Origin of the sequence: Micromonospora halotolerans, assembly GCF_032108445.1 — a bacterium.
In the GTDB taxonomy this organism is placed as follows: Bacteria; Actinomycetota; Actinomycetes; order Mycobacteriales; family Micromonosporaceae; genus Micromonospora; species Micromonospora halotolerans.
Window position 1 is genome coordinate 3647370 of the sequence record NZ_CP134876.1, and the last position, 16394, is coordinate 3663763.

A 16394-nucleotide genomic window follows, 5' to 3' on the forward strand; every position below is an offset into this window, starting at 1 on the left:
GAGGCAGGCATGGCTTCGGTGATCGTCAGCGGCGCGCGGACCCCGATGGGGCGCCTGCTGGGCAACCTCAAGGACCTCCCCGCGACGAAGCTCGGCGGCGTCGCGATCAAGGCGGCGCTGGAGCGCGCCGGCGTGGCACCGGACCAGGTGCAGTACGTGATCATGGGGCAGGTGCTCCAGGCCGGCGCGGGACAGATCCCGGCCCGCCAGGCCGCCGTCGAGGCGGGCATCCCCATGTCCACCCCGGCGCTGACCATCAACAAGGTCTGCCTCTCCGGCCTGGACGCGATCGCCCTGGCCGACCAACTCATCCGGGCCGGCGAGTTCGACATCGTGGTGGCCGGCGGCATGGAGTCGATGACCAACGCCCCGCACCTGATGCTCGGCCAGCGGGCCGGCTACAAGTACGGCGACGTGACGATCAAGGACCACATGGCCCTGGACGGTCTCACCGACGCCTGGGACTGCTGCTCGATGGGTGAGTCCACCGAGCGGCACGGGGCGAAGCACGGCATCAGCCGCGAGGAGCAGGACGCGTTCGCCGCGACCAGCCACCAGCGCGCGGCCGCCGCCCAGAAGAACGGGCACTTCGCCGACGAGATCACCCCGGTGATCATCCCGCAGCGCAAGGGCGATCCGCTGGTGATCAGCGAGGACGAGGGCATCCGCCCGGACACCACCGCCGAGTCGCTGGGCAAGCTCCGGCCCGCGTTCACCAAGGACGGCACCATCACGGCCGGCAGCTCCTCGCCGATCTCCGACGGCGCCGCCGCGGTGGTCGTCATGAGCAAGGCCAAGGCCAAGGAGCTGGGGCTCACCTGGCTGGCCGAGATCGGCGCGCACGGCAACGTGGCCGGCCCGGACAACTCCCTGCACTCGCAGCCGTCGAACGCCATCCAGCACGCGCTGAAGAAGGGCGGGCTCAGCGTCTCCGACCTCGACCTCATCGAGATCAACGAGGCGTTCGCCCAGGTCGGCATCCAGTCCGCGCGGGACCTCGGGGTCAGCACCGACAAGGTGAACGTCAACGGCGGCGCCATCGCGCTCGGCCACCCGATCGGCATGTCCGGCGCCCGGCTGGTGCTCACCCTGGCGCTGGAGCTCAAGCGGCGGGGCGGCGGCACCGGCGCGGCCGCGCTCTGCGGCGGCGGCGGCCAGGGCGACGCGCTCATCATCCACGTGCCGAACGGTGCCGAGAGCTGACCGTGGGCGACAGTGTTCAGAACGTCCCGGCGGCGGCTGCCGGTTCGGTGCGCCGCAGCCGGGACGTACCCCTGCTGGTCGAGCGGGCCCGCGCGGGTGACCCCGCGCGGTGGCCCGGCTGATCACCCTGGTCGAGTCCGGCGACGAGGTGCTGCCGCAGGTCGCGGCGGCGCTGGCCCCCTACGCCGGGCACGCCCAGGTGGTCGGCCTGACCGGCTCGCCGGGGGTGGGCAAGTCGACCACCACCAACGAGCTGGTCCGGGCGCTGCGCGCGCGTGGCCACCGGGTGGGCGTGCTGGCCATCGACCCGTCGAGCCCGTTCACCGGCGGGGCGATCCTCGGTGACCGGGTCCGCATGCAGGACCACGCCACCGATCCCGGCGTCTACATCCGTTCGATGTCCAGCCGGGGTCACCTCGGCGGGCTCTCCGCGGCCACGCCCCAGGCGGTGCGGGTGCTGGAGGGCGCCGGCTGTGACGTGGTGCTGGTGGAGACCGTCGGCGTCGGTCAGGCCGAGGTCGAGGTGGCCTCGCTGGCCGACACCACGCTGGTGCTGCTCGCCCCGGGCATGGGCGACGCCATCCAGGCCGTCAAGGCCGGCATCCTGGAGATCGCCGACGTCTTCGTGGTCAACAAGGCCGACCGGGACGGCGCCGACGCCACGGTGCGCGACATCCAGGGCATGATCGCGCTGGGGGAGCGCGGGCCGGGCGAGTGGCGACCGCAGGTGGTCCGCTCCATCGCCGCCCGCGCCGAGGGCATCGACGACATCGCCGCCGCGATCGACAAGCACCGCGACTGGCTGGAGCGCCACGGCGAGCTGCGCCGCCGCCGGGAGGCGCGGGCCGCCGCCGAGATCGAGGCGATCGCGCTGGGCACCCTGCGGAACCGCATCGGCTCGCTGCGCGACGGTACGCAGCTGCCGACCCTGGCAGCCAAGGTGGCCGAGGGCGCCATCGACCCGTACGCGGCGGCCGGCGAGCTGCTGGCCCAGCTCGGCGCCTGACGGGTCCACTGCGGAGCATCCCCGCCTAGTACGCTCGCACCGCCTCACGGACCCGTGGGGCGGTGCGCGTCTGTGGTGGGAGAGCATGGCTGACGAGGCGACCCAGGAGCTGTCGGTGACCCCGAACGCGGTGGTGGGCGGTGCGACACACGTCTCCGACGAGGTGGTGGAGAAGATCGCGGTGGCCGCCGCGAAGTCGGTGCCCGGGGTGGCCGAGCTGGGCGGCGACGTGGCCCGCTTCTTCAACGCCGTGCTGGACCGCGTCGGGCTGGACCAGGTCGGCGACGCCCGGCGCGGCTGCTCGGCGCACGTCACCGATAGCGCGGCGGTGGTCAACCTGGTCATCGTCATCGGCGGCGGCCGGCCGGTGCCCGAGGTGACCGAGGCGGTCCGTGCCGCCGTGACCTCGGCGGTCGAGGGGTACGGCCTGCGGGTCGACGAGATCAACATCCGGGTCGACGACGTGGCGCTGGGCGGCCCGGTCGCACCCTCGGCCTGATCAGGTTACCGCTCGGTAGGCGCAAGCTTAGCGATCGTTCAGGCTGGCGTTCTACACTCGGTCTGCACCCCAGGACTCGAGGAGGAGCTCCGCGCATGGACGCCGACGAGATCGCCGCCGGTCGGGCCCGCTGGCAGGCCCGCTACGACGCCGCCCGCAAGCGCGACGCGGACTTCACCACGCTCTCCGGGATGACCGTCGACCCGGTCTACGGGCCGCCGGAGGGGATGCCGTACCCGGGCTTCGAGCGCATCGGCTGGCCGGGCGAGTTCCCGTACACCCGAGGGCTCTACCCGACCGGCTACCGCGGGCGCACCTGGACCATCCGGCAGTTCGCCGGGTTCGGCAACGCCCAGCAGACCAACGAGCGCTACAAGATGATCCTCGGGGCCGGCGGCGGCGGGCTCTCCGTGGCCTTCGACATGCCGACCCTCATGGGGCGCGACTCCGACGACCCGCAGTCGCTCGGCGAGGTCGGCCACTGCGGCGTGGCCGTCGACTCGGCCGCCGACATGGAGGTGCTCTTCGACGGCATCGACCTGGCCGGCGTGACCACCTCGATGACCATCTCCGGCCCGGCCGTCCCGGTCTTCTGCATGTACCTGGTCGCCGCCGAGCGGCAGGGCGCCGACCTGTCCACCCTGGACGGCACGCTCCAGACCGACATCTTCAAGGAGTACATCGCGCAGAAGGAGTGGCTCTTCGACCCGGAGCCGCACCTGCGCCTCATCGGCGACCTCATGGAGTACTGCGCCCGGGAGATCCCGCGGTACAAGCCGCTGTCGGTCTCCGGCTACCACATCCGCGAGGCCGGCTCGACCGCCGCGCAGGAGCTGGCGTACACCCTGGCGGACGGGTTCGGCTACGTCGAGCTGGGGCTCTCGCGCGGACTGGACGTCAACGTCTTCGCCCCGGGGCTGAGCTTCTTCTTCGACTCGCACGTGGACTTCTTCGAGGAGATCGCCAAGTTCCGGGCCGCCCGCCGGATCTGGGCCCGCTGGCTGCGCGACGTCTACGGCGCCACCAGCGAGAAGGCCCAGTGGCTGCGGTTCCACACCCAGACCGCCGGGGTGTCGCTGACCGCCCAGCAGCCGGTCAACAACGTGGTGCGGACCGCCGTGGAGGCCCTGGCGGCCGTGCTCGGCGGCACCAACTCGCTGCACACCAACGCCCTGGACGAGACCCTGGCCCTGCCCACCGACGAGTCCGCCGAGATCGCCCTGCGCACCCAGCAGGTGCTCATGGAGGAGACCGGCGTGGTCAACGTCGCCGACCCGCTCGGCGGCTCCTGGTACGTCGAGGCGCTCACCGACAAGATCGAGGCCGAGGCGGAGGAGATCTTCGCGCGGATCCGGCAGCTCGGCGGCGAGGGCCCGCACAAGATCGGCCCGATGACCTCGGGCATCCTGCGCGGCATCGAGGACGGCTGGTTCACCGGCCACATCGCCGAGTCGGCCTTCGTCTACCAGCAGGCGCTGGAGAAGGGCGACAAGCGGATCGTCGGGGTCAACTGCCACACCGGCACGGTCGCCAAGGACCTGGAGATCCTGCGCATCTCGCACGAGGTCGAGCTGGAGCAGCGCCGGATGCTCGCCGAGCGCAAGGCCGGCCGCGACGACGCCGCGGTCAAGGCCGCCGTGCAGCGGATGGTCGACGTCAGCCGGACCGGGGAGAACATGATCCCGGCCATGCTGGACGCGGTGCGGGCCGAGGCCACGCTGGGCGAGATCTGCGACGCGCTGCGGGGCGAGTGGGGCATCTACCGCGAGCCCGCCCGCTTCTGACCGTTAGGAAGGGCCCCTTGTTATACGCCAGGCGTTAACAAGGGGCCCTTCCTTGCATCCCGAGCAGGCGTGAGAGTCGCAACTGCGGCCGTGGCGGTTGATCCGAGTTCCGCGGGCCACGTGCGAGACTAGATAACCATGAGCGACCCACGGATCACCTCGTCGATCTTCACCCGCGGCGCGGTCGACCTCAGCGCGCTGCGCGGCACCCCGGAACCCTCCCGTCCCACCGCCCCGAGCCAGGCCGGGCCGCCGGCCGGCGTGCCCGGCGGCCCCCCGACGGGTGGCGGCGTGGCCGTCATCGACGTGACCGAGGCGACCTTCCAGTCCGAGGTGTTGGAGCGGTCGCTGACCACGCCGGTGGTCGTGGACTTCTGGGCCGAGTGGTGCGAGCCCTGCAAGCAGCTCTCGCCGGTGCTGGAGCGCCTGGCCGCCGAGGGCGAGGGCGCGTGGGTGCTCGCCCGCGTCGACGTCGACGCCAACCCGCGGCTCGCCCAGATGTTCCGGGTCCAGGGCATCCCCATGGTCTACGCGGTGGTCGGCGGGCAGCCGATCGACGCCTTCTCCGGCGTGGTGCCGGAGGCCCAGCTCCGCCAGTGGATCCAGGCCATCCTCAAGGCCGGAGGCGTGACCGTCGCCGAGCCGGAGGACCCCCGGCTCACCGAGGCCGACGACGCCCTGATGTCCGGCGACCTGGAGGCCGCCGAGGCGGCGTACCGGAAGATCCTGGCCGAGAGCCCGGCGGACGCCGCGGCCGAGGCCGGCCTGGCCCAGGTCGGGGTCGCCCGGCGGGTGGCCGGCGCCGACCCGCGCGCCGCGCTCGCCGCCGCCGAGCAGGCCCCCGACGACATCGAGGCCCAGCTCCTCGCCGCCGACATCGAGGTGCTCAGCGGCCTGGCCGAGCAGGCGTACGCCCGGCTCGTCGGCCTGGTCCGCCGGTCCGCCGGCGACGACCGGGAAAAGGTCCGCCAGCACCTCGTGTCGCTGTTCACCATCGCCGGCCCGGACGACCCCGCCGTGGCGTCCGCCCGACGTGCCCTGGCCAGCGCCCTGTTCTGAGTTCACCGCACGCCAGCGCGGGCCGGCGTTCCGGCCGGCCCGCCCGACCACCGAGGACGGGAGCCCATGATGCGCCGGATCGCCGTCCTCGACGCGCCGACGAACCTCGGCCTGCGCCCACCCACGTCCACCTCCGTTCCGGGCTGCGGCAAGGCGCCCGGCGCGCTGCGCGACCACGGCCTGCTCGCGCGGCTGCGGGCCCGCGACGCCGGCTGCCTCACCCCGCCCCGGTACGACCCCGGTGACTGGCGCCCCGGCGACGGGGTCTGCCACGCCCCGGAGATCTCCGGCTACTCGGTGGCGCTGGCCGACCGGATCGGCGCGATCATCGACCGCGGCGAGTTCCCGCTGGTGCTCGGCGGGGACTGCTCGGTCCTGCTCGGCTCGGCGCTGGCCATGCACCGGCTCGGCGAGGCGGTCGGCGGGCGGATCGGGCTGGTCTTCGTCGACGGCCACTCCGACTTCCGGCACCCCGGCAACGCCTCCTACGTGGGCGCGGCGGCGGGGGAGGACCTGGCCCTGGTCACCGGCCGGGGTCAGGCCGACCTGGCCGCCATCGAGGGGCGGCGCCCCTACTTCCGGGACATCGACGTGGTGGTGCTCGGCATCCGGGCCCAGGACGAGTACCGGCTCGACCTCCAGGCCGCCGGCATCACCACCCGCCCGGTGCCGGCGCTGCGCGCCGAGGGCGCGGCCCGCACCGCCCAGTGGGCGCACGAGCAGCTGGCCGACTGCGCCGGCTACTGGGTGCACATCGACGTGGACGTGCTCGACCCGGCCGTGATGCCCGCGGTCGACGCGCCGGACCCGGGCGGGATCGCCTTCGCCGAGCTGGAGATCCTGCTCGCCGGCCTGGTGGACACCCCGCACTGCCTCGGTGTCGAGCTGACCGTCTTCGACCCCGACTACGACCCCGACGGGTCGTACGCCGCCGAGATCGTCAACACCGTGGTGGCCGGGCTCGCCCCGGTCGCCGCGCCGGGCGCCATGCCGCCCCGGTTGCTGCCGGCCGGCCCGGTCGCGCCGGCGCCCCGCCCCGGCAACGGCCGGCCACCGGCGCGCGACGTGCTGCCCGGCCCGGCGGCCGTCCCCGCGCCCGCGGTGGCCGTGGAACCGATCGGCCCGGCCCCGACCGAGGCCGGGGACGAACCCGTCGGCGTCAACGGCGACGGGCCGGCGCCCGACCAGGCCGCCGAACCGTCCGGCCCGGGCCTGCTGCGCCCGGCGGCGGAACCGGACGGGCCGGCCCAACCGGAGCCGGTCGGCCCGCGCGCGTCGGCCGGGCCCGGGCGGCTCCGGCGGGTGCCCGGCGGCGAGGAGGAGCCCCCGACGCCAGTGGGCGACGCCGGGCCGGCGCGCCCGGGTGCGGACATCGCCTGAGCGACCTCAGCGGGCCGTGAGGCCGCGGAGGAAGCGTTCGGCGATCGGGACCGCGCTGGTGGTGCTCGACCCGCCCTGCTCGACGAAGACCGCGAACGCGACGTCGCCCTGCCAGCCGACGAACCAGGCGTGGGTGTGCGCCGGGTTGTTGTCGTACTCGGCGGTGCCGGTCTTGCCGTACACCGGCTCGCCCGGGACGTCCGCCAGGGCGCTGGCCGTGCCGCCGGTGACCACCGCGCGCATCATCGTCTTCAGCGCCGTCACCGACTCCGGCTTGAGCGCCGCGCCGGCCGGGGCGGGCTTCGCCGGGGCGGGGTCGAGCAGCAGCCGGGGCTGCTCCCAGTGGCCGCGGGCCACGGCGGCGGTGGCGCCGGCCATGGCGAGCGGGCTGACCACGGTGGTGCCCTGACCGATGGCCGCGGCGGCCTGCTCGGTGGCCGAGCCGTTGGCGGAGACCTTCCCGGTGAAGACGTCGGTGCCGAGGTCCCAGGGCGCCTCCAGGCCGAGCGTGCGGCCGGCCTGCGCCAACCCGTCCGGACCGAGCTTCGGGGCGAGCGAGGTGAAGGCGGTGTTGCAGGACTTGGCGAAGTCGGTGGTGAAGGGGACGTCGCCCAGCTCGAAGTTGTCGGAGTTCTTGAACGACCGCCCGTCGACCTCGAACGTCTTCGGGCAGGGCACGGTCGCCTCCGGGGTCACCGCGCCCCGGTCGAGCAGGCCCAGGGCGCTGACCATCTTGAAGGTCGAGCCGGGCGGCACCTGGGCCGTGAAGGCGAGGTTCTCGCCGGCCGCACCGGGGCCGTTGGCGGCGGCCAGCACCGCGCCGTCGCTGATGCGGACGGCCACCAGGGCGGAGCGCCGGGCCTGCCCGCGCAGCGCCGCGTCGGCGGCGTTCTGGGTGGCCACGTCGAGGGTGGTCTTCAGCGGCTGGCCGGCCCGGGGTTCGCTGCGGAACGCCTCGACCCCGCTGGGCGCGGTGGTGCCGTCCGGGGCGGGGCGCTCGGTGATCACGGTGACCCCGGGGGTGCCGCGCAGGCGGTCGTCGTAGCGGCCCTGGAGACCGCCGTGGCCGACCAGGTCGCCGCGGGCGTACTTGTCGGGGTGGGCCTTGAGGTCGTCGGCCTGCGCCGGGTCGACCGAGCCGAGCAGGGCCCGGGCGAACTCCCGCGTCGGCGCCAGGAAGAGCTTGTCGGACTGGAACTGGGTGCCGGGCAGGTCGTAGATCCTGGGCTTGATCTGCCGGTACGCCTCGTCGCGCAGGGTCACCACCTCGACGAGCGCCCCCCGGTCCGCCTCGCTGAGGCGTTCCGGCAGGTCGGAGACGTCGACCGGCGGCGTGAGCGCCGGCCGGACCGCCTTGAACGCGGCGTCGAGCTGCCGGGCCAGGGCCTTGGCGTCCTTGACCCCGGCGGGGTTCACCTGCACCCGGACCACCGGGCGGGGCGCGACGAGCGGGGCACCGGCGCCGTCCAGCACGCCGGCCCGGGGTGCGGCCTCCCGGCGCAGCGCGAGCCGGTCGCCGGACTCGAGCTTCTCGTGCACGACAGTCGGCTCCCAGATGACCTGCCACTGGTCGTCGGAGCCGTGCCGGAGGCGTACCGGATTCTCGTAGGTCCAGGTGGTGGCCCCGGGCAGCGGCCAGGTGAGCCGGACCCGCGCGGTGGCGATGTCGCCCTCGACCTTCACCTCGCCGGTGCGCTTGAGCTGCGGCGGACTGTCGACCAGCTCGCCGGCGAGCGATCGGAGCTCCTTGGTCACCTCGGCCGCCGGCACCTTGGCGCCGGTCGGGTCGATGAAGCCGACCGCCTGGAGGTCGCCGGAGCGCCAGCCCTTCAGAAAGGCGTCGACGGTGCGCTCCGGGCCGTCCTCGCCCGAGCACCCGGTCAGCGCTCCCGCCGCCAGCACGGTGGCGGCCAGCGCCGCGAGGGCGCGACGGGGAGGGGAGAGGCGGCGGTGGACGGGGTACGACAGGAGCATGAAGCGGTCCCTCCGGTACGAAACTGCCCTGAACGCTAGTACGACGCGCGGCTCCCCACCGTCCCGGCACGGCCCTTGCGCAGGCAAAGAGTGCCGTGTGGCAGTGTGATGAACATCGCCAGTCCGGGTACTCCGCGACCGGCCGACCACGGACCCGCAACGGGTGAAAGGACAGAGTCCCGATCCGGACGTCCGGCCAGTGGTCCGCCGACGAAGGGGCACAGCGGCAGGCCTAGGCTGGGCGGCAGAGTGACCCACAACGCGGTGGGTCGAGGGGAGTGGCACCGATGGACCGGCGTCCGGCGATCAAACCGGGACCCGACCTCCGGCAGGCTGACACCAGCCGGGACGATGACAGCTTCGATTCGGCGACCGACGGGGACGGTTTCAGCCGTCTCGACACAGGAGTGACCGGGATGACCGGTTCCAGCATCGACACCCTCTACGACCTGGGCCTGCCCGGGCAGGCGCTGGGCGACGAAGCCGAGGACGGCGAGCTGGACGAGCCGGTACCGAACGCGGAGCGCCTGGTCGCCCAGGCGGTCGCGCTGGCCGGTGACGACCACGGCGCGGCTACCCTGGTGAGCCGTTTCTGGCGGTTCGCGCCGGACGAGGAGCTGATCGGCTTCACCGCCGAGGAGATGCTCGACGCGGCCCGGGCCCACCGGGACCTCGCCCAGCAGCGGGTACCGGGCGAGCTGAAGCTGCGCATCCACGAGCCCGACGCCGAGCAGCACCACACGGTGGTCGAGATCGTCACCGACGACATGCCGTTCCTGGTCGACTCGGTGACCGCGCTGCTCAACTCGCACCACCTCGACGTGCACCTGCTGGTGCACCCGCTGGTGGTGGTCCGCCGGGAGCCGCTGGGCCGGCTGACCGAGGTCTCCGCGGACGTGGAGCCGGACGACGCGATCGCCGGTGACCTGGTCGAGAGCTGGATGCGGATCGAGATCGACCCGGTCCGCGACGCGGCCGAGCGGGAGAAGCTGCGCCGGGAGCTGCAGCGGGTGCTCACCGACGTGCGGGAGGCCGTCGAGGACTGGCCGAAGATGCGGCAGCGGGCCCTGGCCCTGGCCGACGAGCTGGCCTCGGCGCGTACCTCGGACAACCGCCCGCCGGTGCCGGAGAAGGACATCACCGACTCGGTGGAGCTGCTGCGCTGGCTGGCGCACGACCACTTCACCTTCCTCGGCTACCGGGAGTACCGGCTGGTCGACACCGACGGCGCGGACGGCGGCCAGGCCCTGGAGGCCGTCCTCGGCACCGGGCTGGGCATCCTGCGGTCCGACTCGCCCGAGGCCCGGTCGCTGAACTCGATGACGCCCGAGGCGCACGAGAAGGTGCTGGAGAAGCGCCTGCTCATCATCACCAAGGCCAACTCGCGGGCGACCGTGCACCGCTCGGCCTACCTCGACTACATCGGCTTCAAGATCTTCAACGAGGCCGGCGAGGTGGTCGGGGAGCGGCGCTTCCTGGGCCTGTTCTCCACGGCGGCCTACCGGACCAGCGTGCAGGAGCTGCCGGTGGTCCGGCGGAAGGTCGCCGAGGTGCTGGACCGCTCGGGCCTGAGCCTGCGCAGCCACTCCGGCAAGGACCTGCTGCAGATCCTGGAGACCTACCCGCGCGACGAGCTGTTCCAGATCAAGACCGACGACCTCTACCACGCGGTGATCGGTGTGCTCCGCATGGCCGGCCGCCGGCAGTTGCGGGTCTTCCTGCGCCGGGACGGCTACGGGCGGTTCATCTCCTGCCTGATCTACCTGCCGCGGGACCGGTTCACCACCCAGAACCGGCTGCGCATGCAGGACATCCTGCTGCGCGAGCTGAACGGCGTCGGGGTGGACTACACCACCCGGGTGACCGAGTCGATGCTGGCCCGGGTGCACTTCATCGTCCGGACCGACCCGAACAACCCGCCCGGCGAGATCGACGCCGACCTGCTCGCCGAGGAGCTGGCCGACGCGACCCGGCTGTGGGACGACGACTACCGGCTGGTGCTGGAGCGCAAGCTCGGCGACGAGCAGGCCAAGCACCTGTTCAGCCGGTACGCCGACGCGTTCCCGGAGGGCTACAAGGACGGGCACACCCCGTACGAGGCCATGAAGGACCTGGCCAAGCTGGAGCTGCTCGAGGAGCCGGGCCAGCTCGAGATGCACCTGTTCCGCAAGCAGCTCGCCCCGCGCACCAACGGCGCCGGCCGGCCCGTCCAGGCCGACGAGACCATGGACGTCCGGTTCAAGGTCTACCGGTACGGCGAGCCGATGATGCTCTCCGCCGTGCTGCCGGTGCTGCACTCGCTCGGCGTCAAGGTGGTCGACGAGCACCCGTACGAGGTGGAGCGCGTCGACGGCCGGATCTGGCTCTACGACTTCGGGCTGCAACTGCCGGAGTCGCACCAGGAGCTGGCCGAGGTCCGCCCGCACGTGGAGAACGCCTTCGCCGCCGCCTGGCGGGGCGAGGCAGAGGTGGACGGCTTCAACGAGCTGGTGCTCCGGGCCGGGCTCACCTGGCGGCAGGTCGTGGTGCTCCGGGCGTACGCGAAGTACCTGCGGCAGGCCGGCGCCGTGTTCTCGCAGGAGTACATGGAGCAGACCTTCATCGCGTACCCGCGGATCGCCACCCTGCTGGTGGACCTCTTCGAGACCCGGTTCCGGCCGGGCGCGTCCACCCTGGACGAGCGCCGCGAGCGCAGCGGCGAGCTGGTCACCGCGATCGGCGAGGCGCTGGACGACGTGGCCAGCCTCGACCAGGACCGGATCCTGCGCTCGTTCCTGACGTTGATCCAGGCCACCCTGCGCACCAGCTTCTACCAGCGGCCGGTCGGCGGGCGGCCCAAGCCGTACGTCGCGTTCAAGCTGGACCCGCAGGCGATCCCGGAGCTCCCGGCGCCGCGACCCAAGTTCGAGATCTTCGTCTACTCGCCCCGGTTCGAGGGCGTGCACCTGCGGTTCGGGCCGGTGGCCCGGGGCGGCCTGCGCTGGTCCGACCGGCGTGAGGACTTCCGCACCGAGGTGCTCGGCCTGGTCAAGGCGCAGATGGTGAAGAACGCCGTGATCGTGCCGGTGGGCGCCAAGGGCGGCTTCGTGCTCAAGCAGAAGCCGGGCGACCGGGACGAGGCGGTGGCCTGCTACAAGGAGTTCGTCGGCGCGCTGCTCGACGTCACCGACAACATCTCCAGCGGCCGGATCGTGCCGCCGGAGGACGTGGTCCGGCACGACGCCGACGACCCGTACCTGGTGGTGGCGGCGGACAAGGGCACCGCGACGTTCTCCGACATCGCCAACGAGATCTCCGCCGCGCACAACTTCTGGCTGGGCGACGCGTTCGCCTCCGGCGGTTCGGCCGGCTACGACCACAAGAAGATGGGCATCACGGCCCGGGGCGCCTGGGAGTCGGTGAAGCGGCACTTCCGGGAGCTGGGGCACGACACCCAGACCCAGGACTTCACGGTGGTCGGTGTCGGCGACATGTCCGGCGACGTGTTCGGCAACGGGATGCTGCTCTCGAAGCACATCCGGCTGCTGGCCGCCTTCGACCACCGGCACATCTTCCTCGACCCGGATCCGGACGCGGCCACCTCGTGGGACGAGCGGAAGCGGCTGTTCGACCTGCCCCGGTCGTCCTGGGAGGACTACAACACCGAGCTGATCTCGGCGGGCGGCGGGATCTACCCGCGTACCGCCAAGTCGGTGCCGGTCTCGCCGCAGGTGCGCGCGGTGCTCGGCCTCGACGACGACGTCACGCAGCTCAGCCCGCAGGAGCTGATGAAGGCGATCCTCACCGCGCCGGTGGACCTGTTCTGGAACGGCGGCATCGGCACCTACGTGAAGGCGTCGACGCAGACCAACGCCGAGGTCGGCGACAAGTCCAACGACGCCATCCGGGTGGATGGCAAGGGCCTGCGCTGCCGGGTGGTCGGTGAGGGCGGCAACCTGGGCTTCACCCAGCACGGCCGGATCGAGTACGCGGCGGCCGGCGGCCGGATCTACACCGACTTCATCGACAACGCGGCCGGGGTGGACTGCTCCGACCACGAGGTGAACATCAAGATCCTGCTCAACACGGCGGTGGCCGACGGCGTGCTCGACACGCCGCACCGCGACGAGCTGCTGGCCCAGATGACCGACGAGGTCGCCGAGCTGGTGCTGCGAGACAACTACGACCAGGCCCGGGCGCTGAACAACGCCCAGGCCCAGGCCGCCTCGCTGCTCCCGGTGCACCGCCGGATGATCAACGAGCTGGAGCGGGCCGGTCAGCTGGACCGGGCACTGGAGGCGCTGCCGCCGGACGAGGAACTGGCGGTGCGCGGCGAGACCGGGTTGACCGCGCCGGAGTTCGCGGTGCTGCTGGCGTACGTGAAGATCGTGCTGGAGCGGGAGATCGTCGCCGAGGGGCTGGCGGACGAGGAGTGGACGACCGACGTCCTGGTCAACTACTTCCCGACCCCGCTGCGGGAGCGGTTCGCCGATCGGATGGGCCAGCACCGGCTGCGCCGGGACATCGTCACCACGGTCCTGGTCAACGAGGCGATCAACCGGGGCGGCATCACGTTCGTCTTCCGGGTGGTCGAAGAGACGGCCGCCTCGGCGGCGGACGTGCTGCGGGCGTACGTGGTGGTCCGTGAGGTGTTCGGGCTGCGCGAGCTGTGGGACGCGGTCGAGGCGCTGGACAACAAGGTCTCGCCGGACCTGCAGACCAGCGTCTACCTGGACACCCGGCGGCTGCTCGACCGCGCGGTGCGCTGGCTGGTCACGAACCGGCGCTCGCCGATCGACGTGCCGGGGGAGATCGCCCGCCTGCGCGACGGGGTGGCCCGGCTCCTGCCGGGCCTGGAGAACCTCTTCTACGGCACCGAGCGGGAGGCGATCGCCGCCCACATCGACTCGCTGATGGGCAAGGGGCTGCCCCGCGACCTGGCCGAGCAGGCGACCCGGCTGATGTACAGCTTCGGCCTGCTCGACGTGGTGGAGACCGCCCGGTCGACCGGCCGGGACGTGGGCGAGGTGGCCTCGGTCTACTTCGTCCTCTCCGACCGGTTCCGGGTGGACGCCCTGCTGTCGAAGATCTCCCTGCTGCCGCGGGAGGACCGCTGGCAGACCCTGGCCCGGATGGCGTTGCGCTACGACCTGTACGCCGCGCTGGCCGCGCTCACCGCGGAGGTCCTCGGCTCCACCCCGGACAGCCTCCCGCCGGTCGAGCGGGTGCAGGAGTGGGAGCAGGCGAACGCCACCTCGATCCACCGGGCGCACCGGGCGATGGGGGAGTTCGACGAGTCCCGGGCCGACCTGTCCGCCCTGTCGGTGCTGCTGCGGCAGATCCGTACCCTGGTGCGGACCTCGGCGGCGGCCTGACGCGGCACGCACGTCGGGCGCGGCCCGGTGGTCGGGTAACCGACCAGCGGGCCGCGCCCATTCGCGGCGCCCACCTCGGCCAAGCGGGTCGGGTGACCGACCACCGGGCCGCGCCCATTCGCGGCGGAACAGGTCGGGTGACCGACCACCGGGCCGCGCCGCCTCACGACAGGCTGGCGAAGGCGATGACGTTGTCGACGTAGCTGCGGCTGCTCTCGTCGAACGCCCCCCCGCAGGTGACCACCCGCAGGCCGGGCTCGTCGGACGGGCCGTAGACCAGTTCGGTGGGGAAGGCCGCCTTCGGGTACGACCTCACCTCGGTCACCGTGAACGTGGCGGCCGAGCCGTCCTCTCGGGCGATCGAAATGGTGTCGCCTTTCTGGAGCGCGCCGAGGTTGAAGAAGACGGCCGGCCCGAGCTTGGCCGAGTCGACGTGGCCGACGATCACCGAGTTGCCGGCCTCACCGGGGCTGGGCCCAGGGGAGTACCAGCCCGCCTTCATGGCCTGCTCCAGCGGGGGCACCTGGACCGTGCCGTCCGGGTTCAGGCCGAGGGTCATGATCTCGGCGTGCACGCCGATCCGGGGGATCGAGATGGACGTCGGGGTCGAGCGGGGCAGTCCGGCAGGGGTGAGGTCCGGGTGCGGCGCCACCGCGGAGTCGTCGTCGGCGGACGCCTGGTCGGCGGTTTCCGTGCCGATGCCGCCGGTGGGGCCCGGGATGGTGGTCGGCGACGGGGACGGATCGGCGGGCTGGGCCTGGGCGAGCGGCTGGGGCGGGCGGGCTGGCGGCACGGTCCGCACCGATGCCCCGATCATGCCGGCGCCCACCATGGCGAGCAGGACGACGACAGCGGCGCCGGCGGCGCGCCACGGTTTCCCGTGACGGCCGCCGGCCCGTGTCGCCGTCCGGTCAGACGAGGTCATCGCCCCGGCGCCGGCGCAGCAGGATCATGCCGCCCAGGGCGGCGGCACCGATGACGCCCACCCCGCTGGCGGCCATGTTGCGGTCCAGGCTGGTGGTGGTCATGCCACCGTCACCGCCGTCGACGTGGCCACGCGGCATGCAGTCCTTGCGGTCCTCGTCCTTGCGGTCGTGGTCCTTCTTGTTGTCGTCCTTGCTGTCCCAGCTCCGGTTGTCCCAGTCCTTGCGGTCCTCGTCCTTGCGGTCGTGGTCCTTCTGGTCCTCGTCGTGCCGGTCCCGGTCCTTGGCGTCGTGCTCCTTGTTGTCCCGGTCGTTGCGCTCGTCGTCCTTGCGGTTCTCGTCCTTGCGCTCGTCGTCCTTGCGGTTCTCGTCCTTGCCGTTCTCGTCCTTGCGGTTCTCGTCCTTGCGGTCCTTCTCGTCGCCCGGCTGGTCGGCGACCAGGCCGCCGCCCTGGCCGTCAGCTCCCGACTGCCAGGACTCGCTGCCCTGCCAGTCCTTGTGCTCTTCGCCCTTGCCGTCGTCGTGCTTGCCGTTCTGGTCCTTGCCGTCCTGGTAGTCCTTGCCGTCGTCGTGCTTGCCGTTCTGGTCCTTGCCGTCCTGGTAGTCCTTGCCGTCGTCGTGCTTGCCGTTCTGGTCCTTGCCGTCCTGGTAGTCCTTGCCGTCGTCGTGCTTGCCGTTCTGGTCCTTGCCGTCCTGGTAGTCCTTGCCGTCGTCGTGCTTGCCGTCGTCGTGCTTGCCGTCCTGGTAGTCCTTGCCGTCGTCGTGCTTGCCGTCCTGGTCCTTGCGGTCGTGGTCCTTGCGGTCCTCGTCCTTGCGGTCGTGGTCCTTGCGGTCCTCGTAGCTGCGGTCCCAGTCCTTGCGGTCCCAGTTCTTGTGGTCCCAGTCCTCGTGCTCCCCAGAGCAGGTACCGGGAAGGCTGATCTGCGGCTTGGCGACGGCGTTCGCGCTGGCCGCGTTCGCCGCGCCGGGCGAGAACAGCAGCAGGGACGCGCCGCCGAGAGCGGCACCCGCAACGAGCTTCCCGAGCATCTTCTTAGCCATGACCTGCGTCACTCCATCCCTTTTTGTCCTGAGCCCGCCTTCAGTCGAGCTACGACCGACGTTAGACCGATTCATGACTTATACGGGAGAAGATTCGTATTTAGGAGTTTATAGGCGGTGGGAGCGTTGCGGGTGCTACGCCGCTTTTGTGGCTCGCCGGGCTGGCAAGGC

General features: G+C 72.4%; 9 protein-coding genes and 1 pseudogene. 7 read left to right on the forward strand and 3 right to left on the reverse strand.

Annotated elements, in window-relative coordinates; translation table 11 throughout:
* The first annotated feature begins 9 nt into the window (after positions 1–9).
* The 6 genes and pseudogenes from RMN56_RS17365 (at position 10) to RMN56_RS17390 (ending at position 6931) form a co-directional block, all read left to right on the forward strand.
* Positions 10–1203, forward strand: coding sequence for an acetyl-CoA C-acetyltransferase (locus tag RMN56_RS17365; protein ID WP_313718486.1), 1194 nt, complete (start codon positions 10–12; stop codon positions 1201–1203).
* Between the two features lie 2 nt (positions 1204–1205).
* A pseudogene (gene meaB, locus RMN56_RS17370) lies at positions 1206–2209 on the forward strand (methylmalonyl Co-A mutase-associated GTPase MeaB).
* An 85-nt stretch (positions 2210–2294) separates the two neighbouring features.
* The gene (locus RMN56_RS17375; protein WP_313718487.1) at positions 2295–2708 is read left to right on the forward strand and encodes an Asp23/Gls24 family envelope stress response protein; all 414 of its coding nucleotides are present in this window, start codon (positions 2295–2297) and stop codon (positions 2706–2708) included.
* 95 nt (positions 2709–2803) lie between these two features.
* Positions 2804–4492: a coenzyme B12-dependent isobutyryl-CoA mutase large subunit gene (icmA, locus tag RMN56_RS17380; protein WP_313718488.1), complete on the forward strand. Its 1689-nt coding sequence runs from the start codon at positions 2804–2806 to the stop codon at positions 4490–4492.
* 138 nt (positions 4493–4630) lie between these two features.
* Positions 4631–5551 (forward strand): tetratricopeptide repeat protein, encoded by a 921-nt coding sequence (locus tag RMN56_RS17385; RefSeq protein ID WP_313718489.1) that lies wholly within the window; start codon positions 4631–4633, stop codon positions 5549–5551.
* 66 nt (positions 5552–5617) lie between these two features.
* Entirely contained in the window at positions 5618–6931 is a 1314-nt protein-coding gene (locus RMN56_RS17390) for an arginase family protein (protein ID WP_376787194.1), read from the forward strand.
* 6 nt (positions 6932–6937) lie between these two features.
* Here the strand turns inward: RMN56_RS17390 and RMN56_RS17395 are convergent, their stop codons facing one another.
* Positions 6938–8905 carry a penicillin-binding transpeptidase domain-containing protein gene (locus tag RMN56_RS17395; RefSeq protein ID WP_313718491.1) on the reverse strand — a complete coding sequence of 656 codons (1968 nt, stop codon included), beginning with the start codon at positions 8903–8905 and terminating at the stop codon, positions 6938–6940.
* Positions 8906–9192: 287 nt separating this feature from the next.
* On the opposite strand from RMN56_RS17395, the gene RMN56_RS17400 reads away from it, so the two are divergent.
* A complete protein-coding gene (locus RMN56_RS17400; RefSeq protein WP_313718492.1) occupies positions 9193–14259 on the forward strand; it encodes an NAD-glutamate dehydrogenase in 5067 nt (1688 codons plus the stop codon).
* A 163-nt stretch (positions 14260–14422) separates the two neighbouring features.
* Here the strand turns inward: RMN56_RS17400 and RMN56_RS17405 are convergent, their stop codons facing one another.
* The gene (locus RMN56_RS17405) at positions 14423–15184 is read right to left on the reverse strand and encodes a class F sortase (protein ID WP_313718493.1); all 762 of its coding nucleotides are present in this window, start codon (positions 15182–15184) and stop codon (positions 14423–14425) included.
* Positions 15171–16223, reverse strand: a complete 1053-nt coding sequence (locus RMN56_RS17410; protein WP_313718494.1) for a hypothetical protein — start codon at positions 16221–16223, stop codon at positions 15171–15173. The genes RMN56_RS17405 and RMN56_RS17410 overlap by 14 nt, the downstream gene beginning before the upstream one ends.
* Positions 16224–16394: the final 171 nt, after the last annotated feature.

Coding starts and splice junctions, on each gene's coding strand:
- RMN56_RS17365 (WP_313718486.1), top strand. CDS start 10: ATGGCTTCGGTGATCGTCAGCGGCGCGCGGACCCCGATGGGGCGCCTG.
- RMN56_RS17375 (WP_313718487.1), top strand. CDS start 2,295: ATGGCTGACGAGGCGACCCAGGAGCTGTCGGTGACCCCGAACGCGGTG.
- icmA (WP_313718488.1), top strand. CDS start 2,804: ATGGACGCCGACGAGATCGCCGCCGGTCGGGCCCGCTGGCAGGCCCGC.
- RMN56_RS17385 (WP_313718489.1), top strand. CDS start 4,631: ATGAGCGACCCACGGATCACCTCGTCGATCTTCACCCGCGGCGCGGTC.
- RMN56_RS17390 (WP_376787194.1), top strand. CDS start 5,618: ATGATGCGCCGGATCGCCGTCCTCGACGCGCCGACGAACCTCGGCCTG.
- RMN56_RS17395 (WP_313718491.1), bottom strand. CDS start 8,905: ATGCTCCTGTCGTACCCCGTCCACCGCCGCCTCTCCCCTCCCCGTCGC.
- RMN56_RS17400 (WP_313718492.1), top strand. CDS start 9,193: ATGGACCGGCGTCCGGCGATCAAACCGGGACCCGACCTCCGGCAGGCT.
- RMN56_RS17405 (WP_313718493.1), bottom strand. CDS start 15,184: ATGACCTCGTCTGACCGGACGGCGACACGGGCCGGCGGCCGTCACGGG.
- RMN56_RS17410 (WP_313718494.1), bottom strand. CDS start 16,223: ATGGCTAAGAAGATGCTCGGGAAGCTCGTTGCGGGTGCCGCTCTCGGC.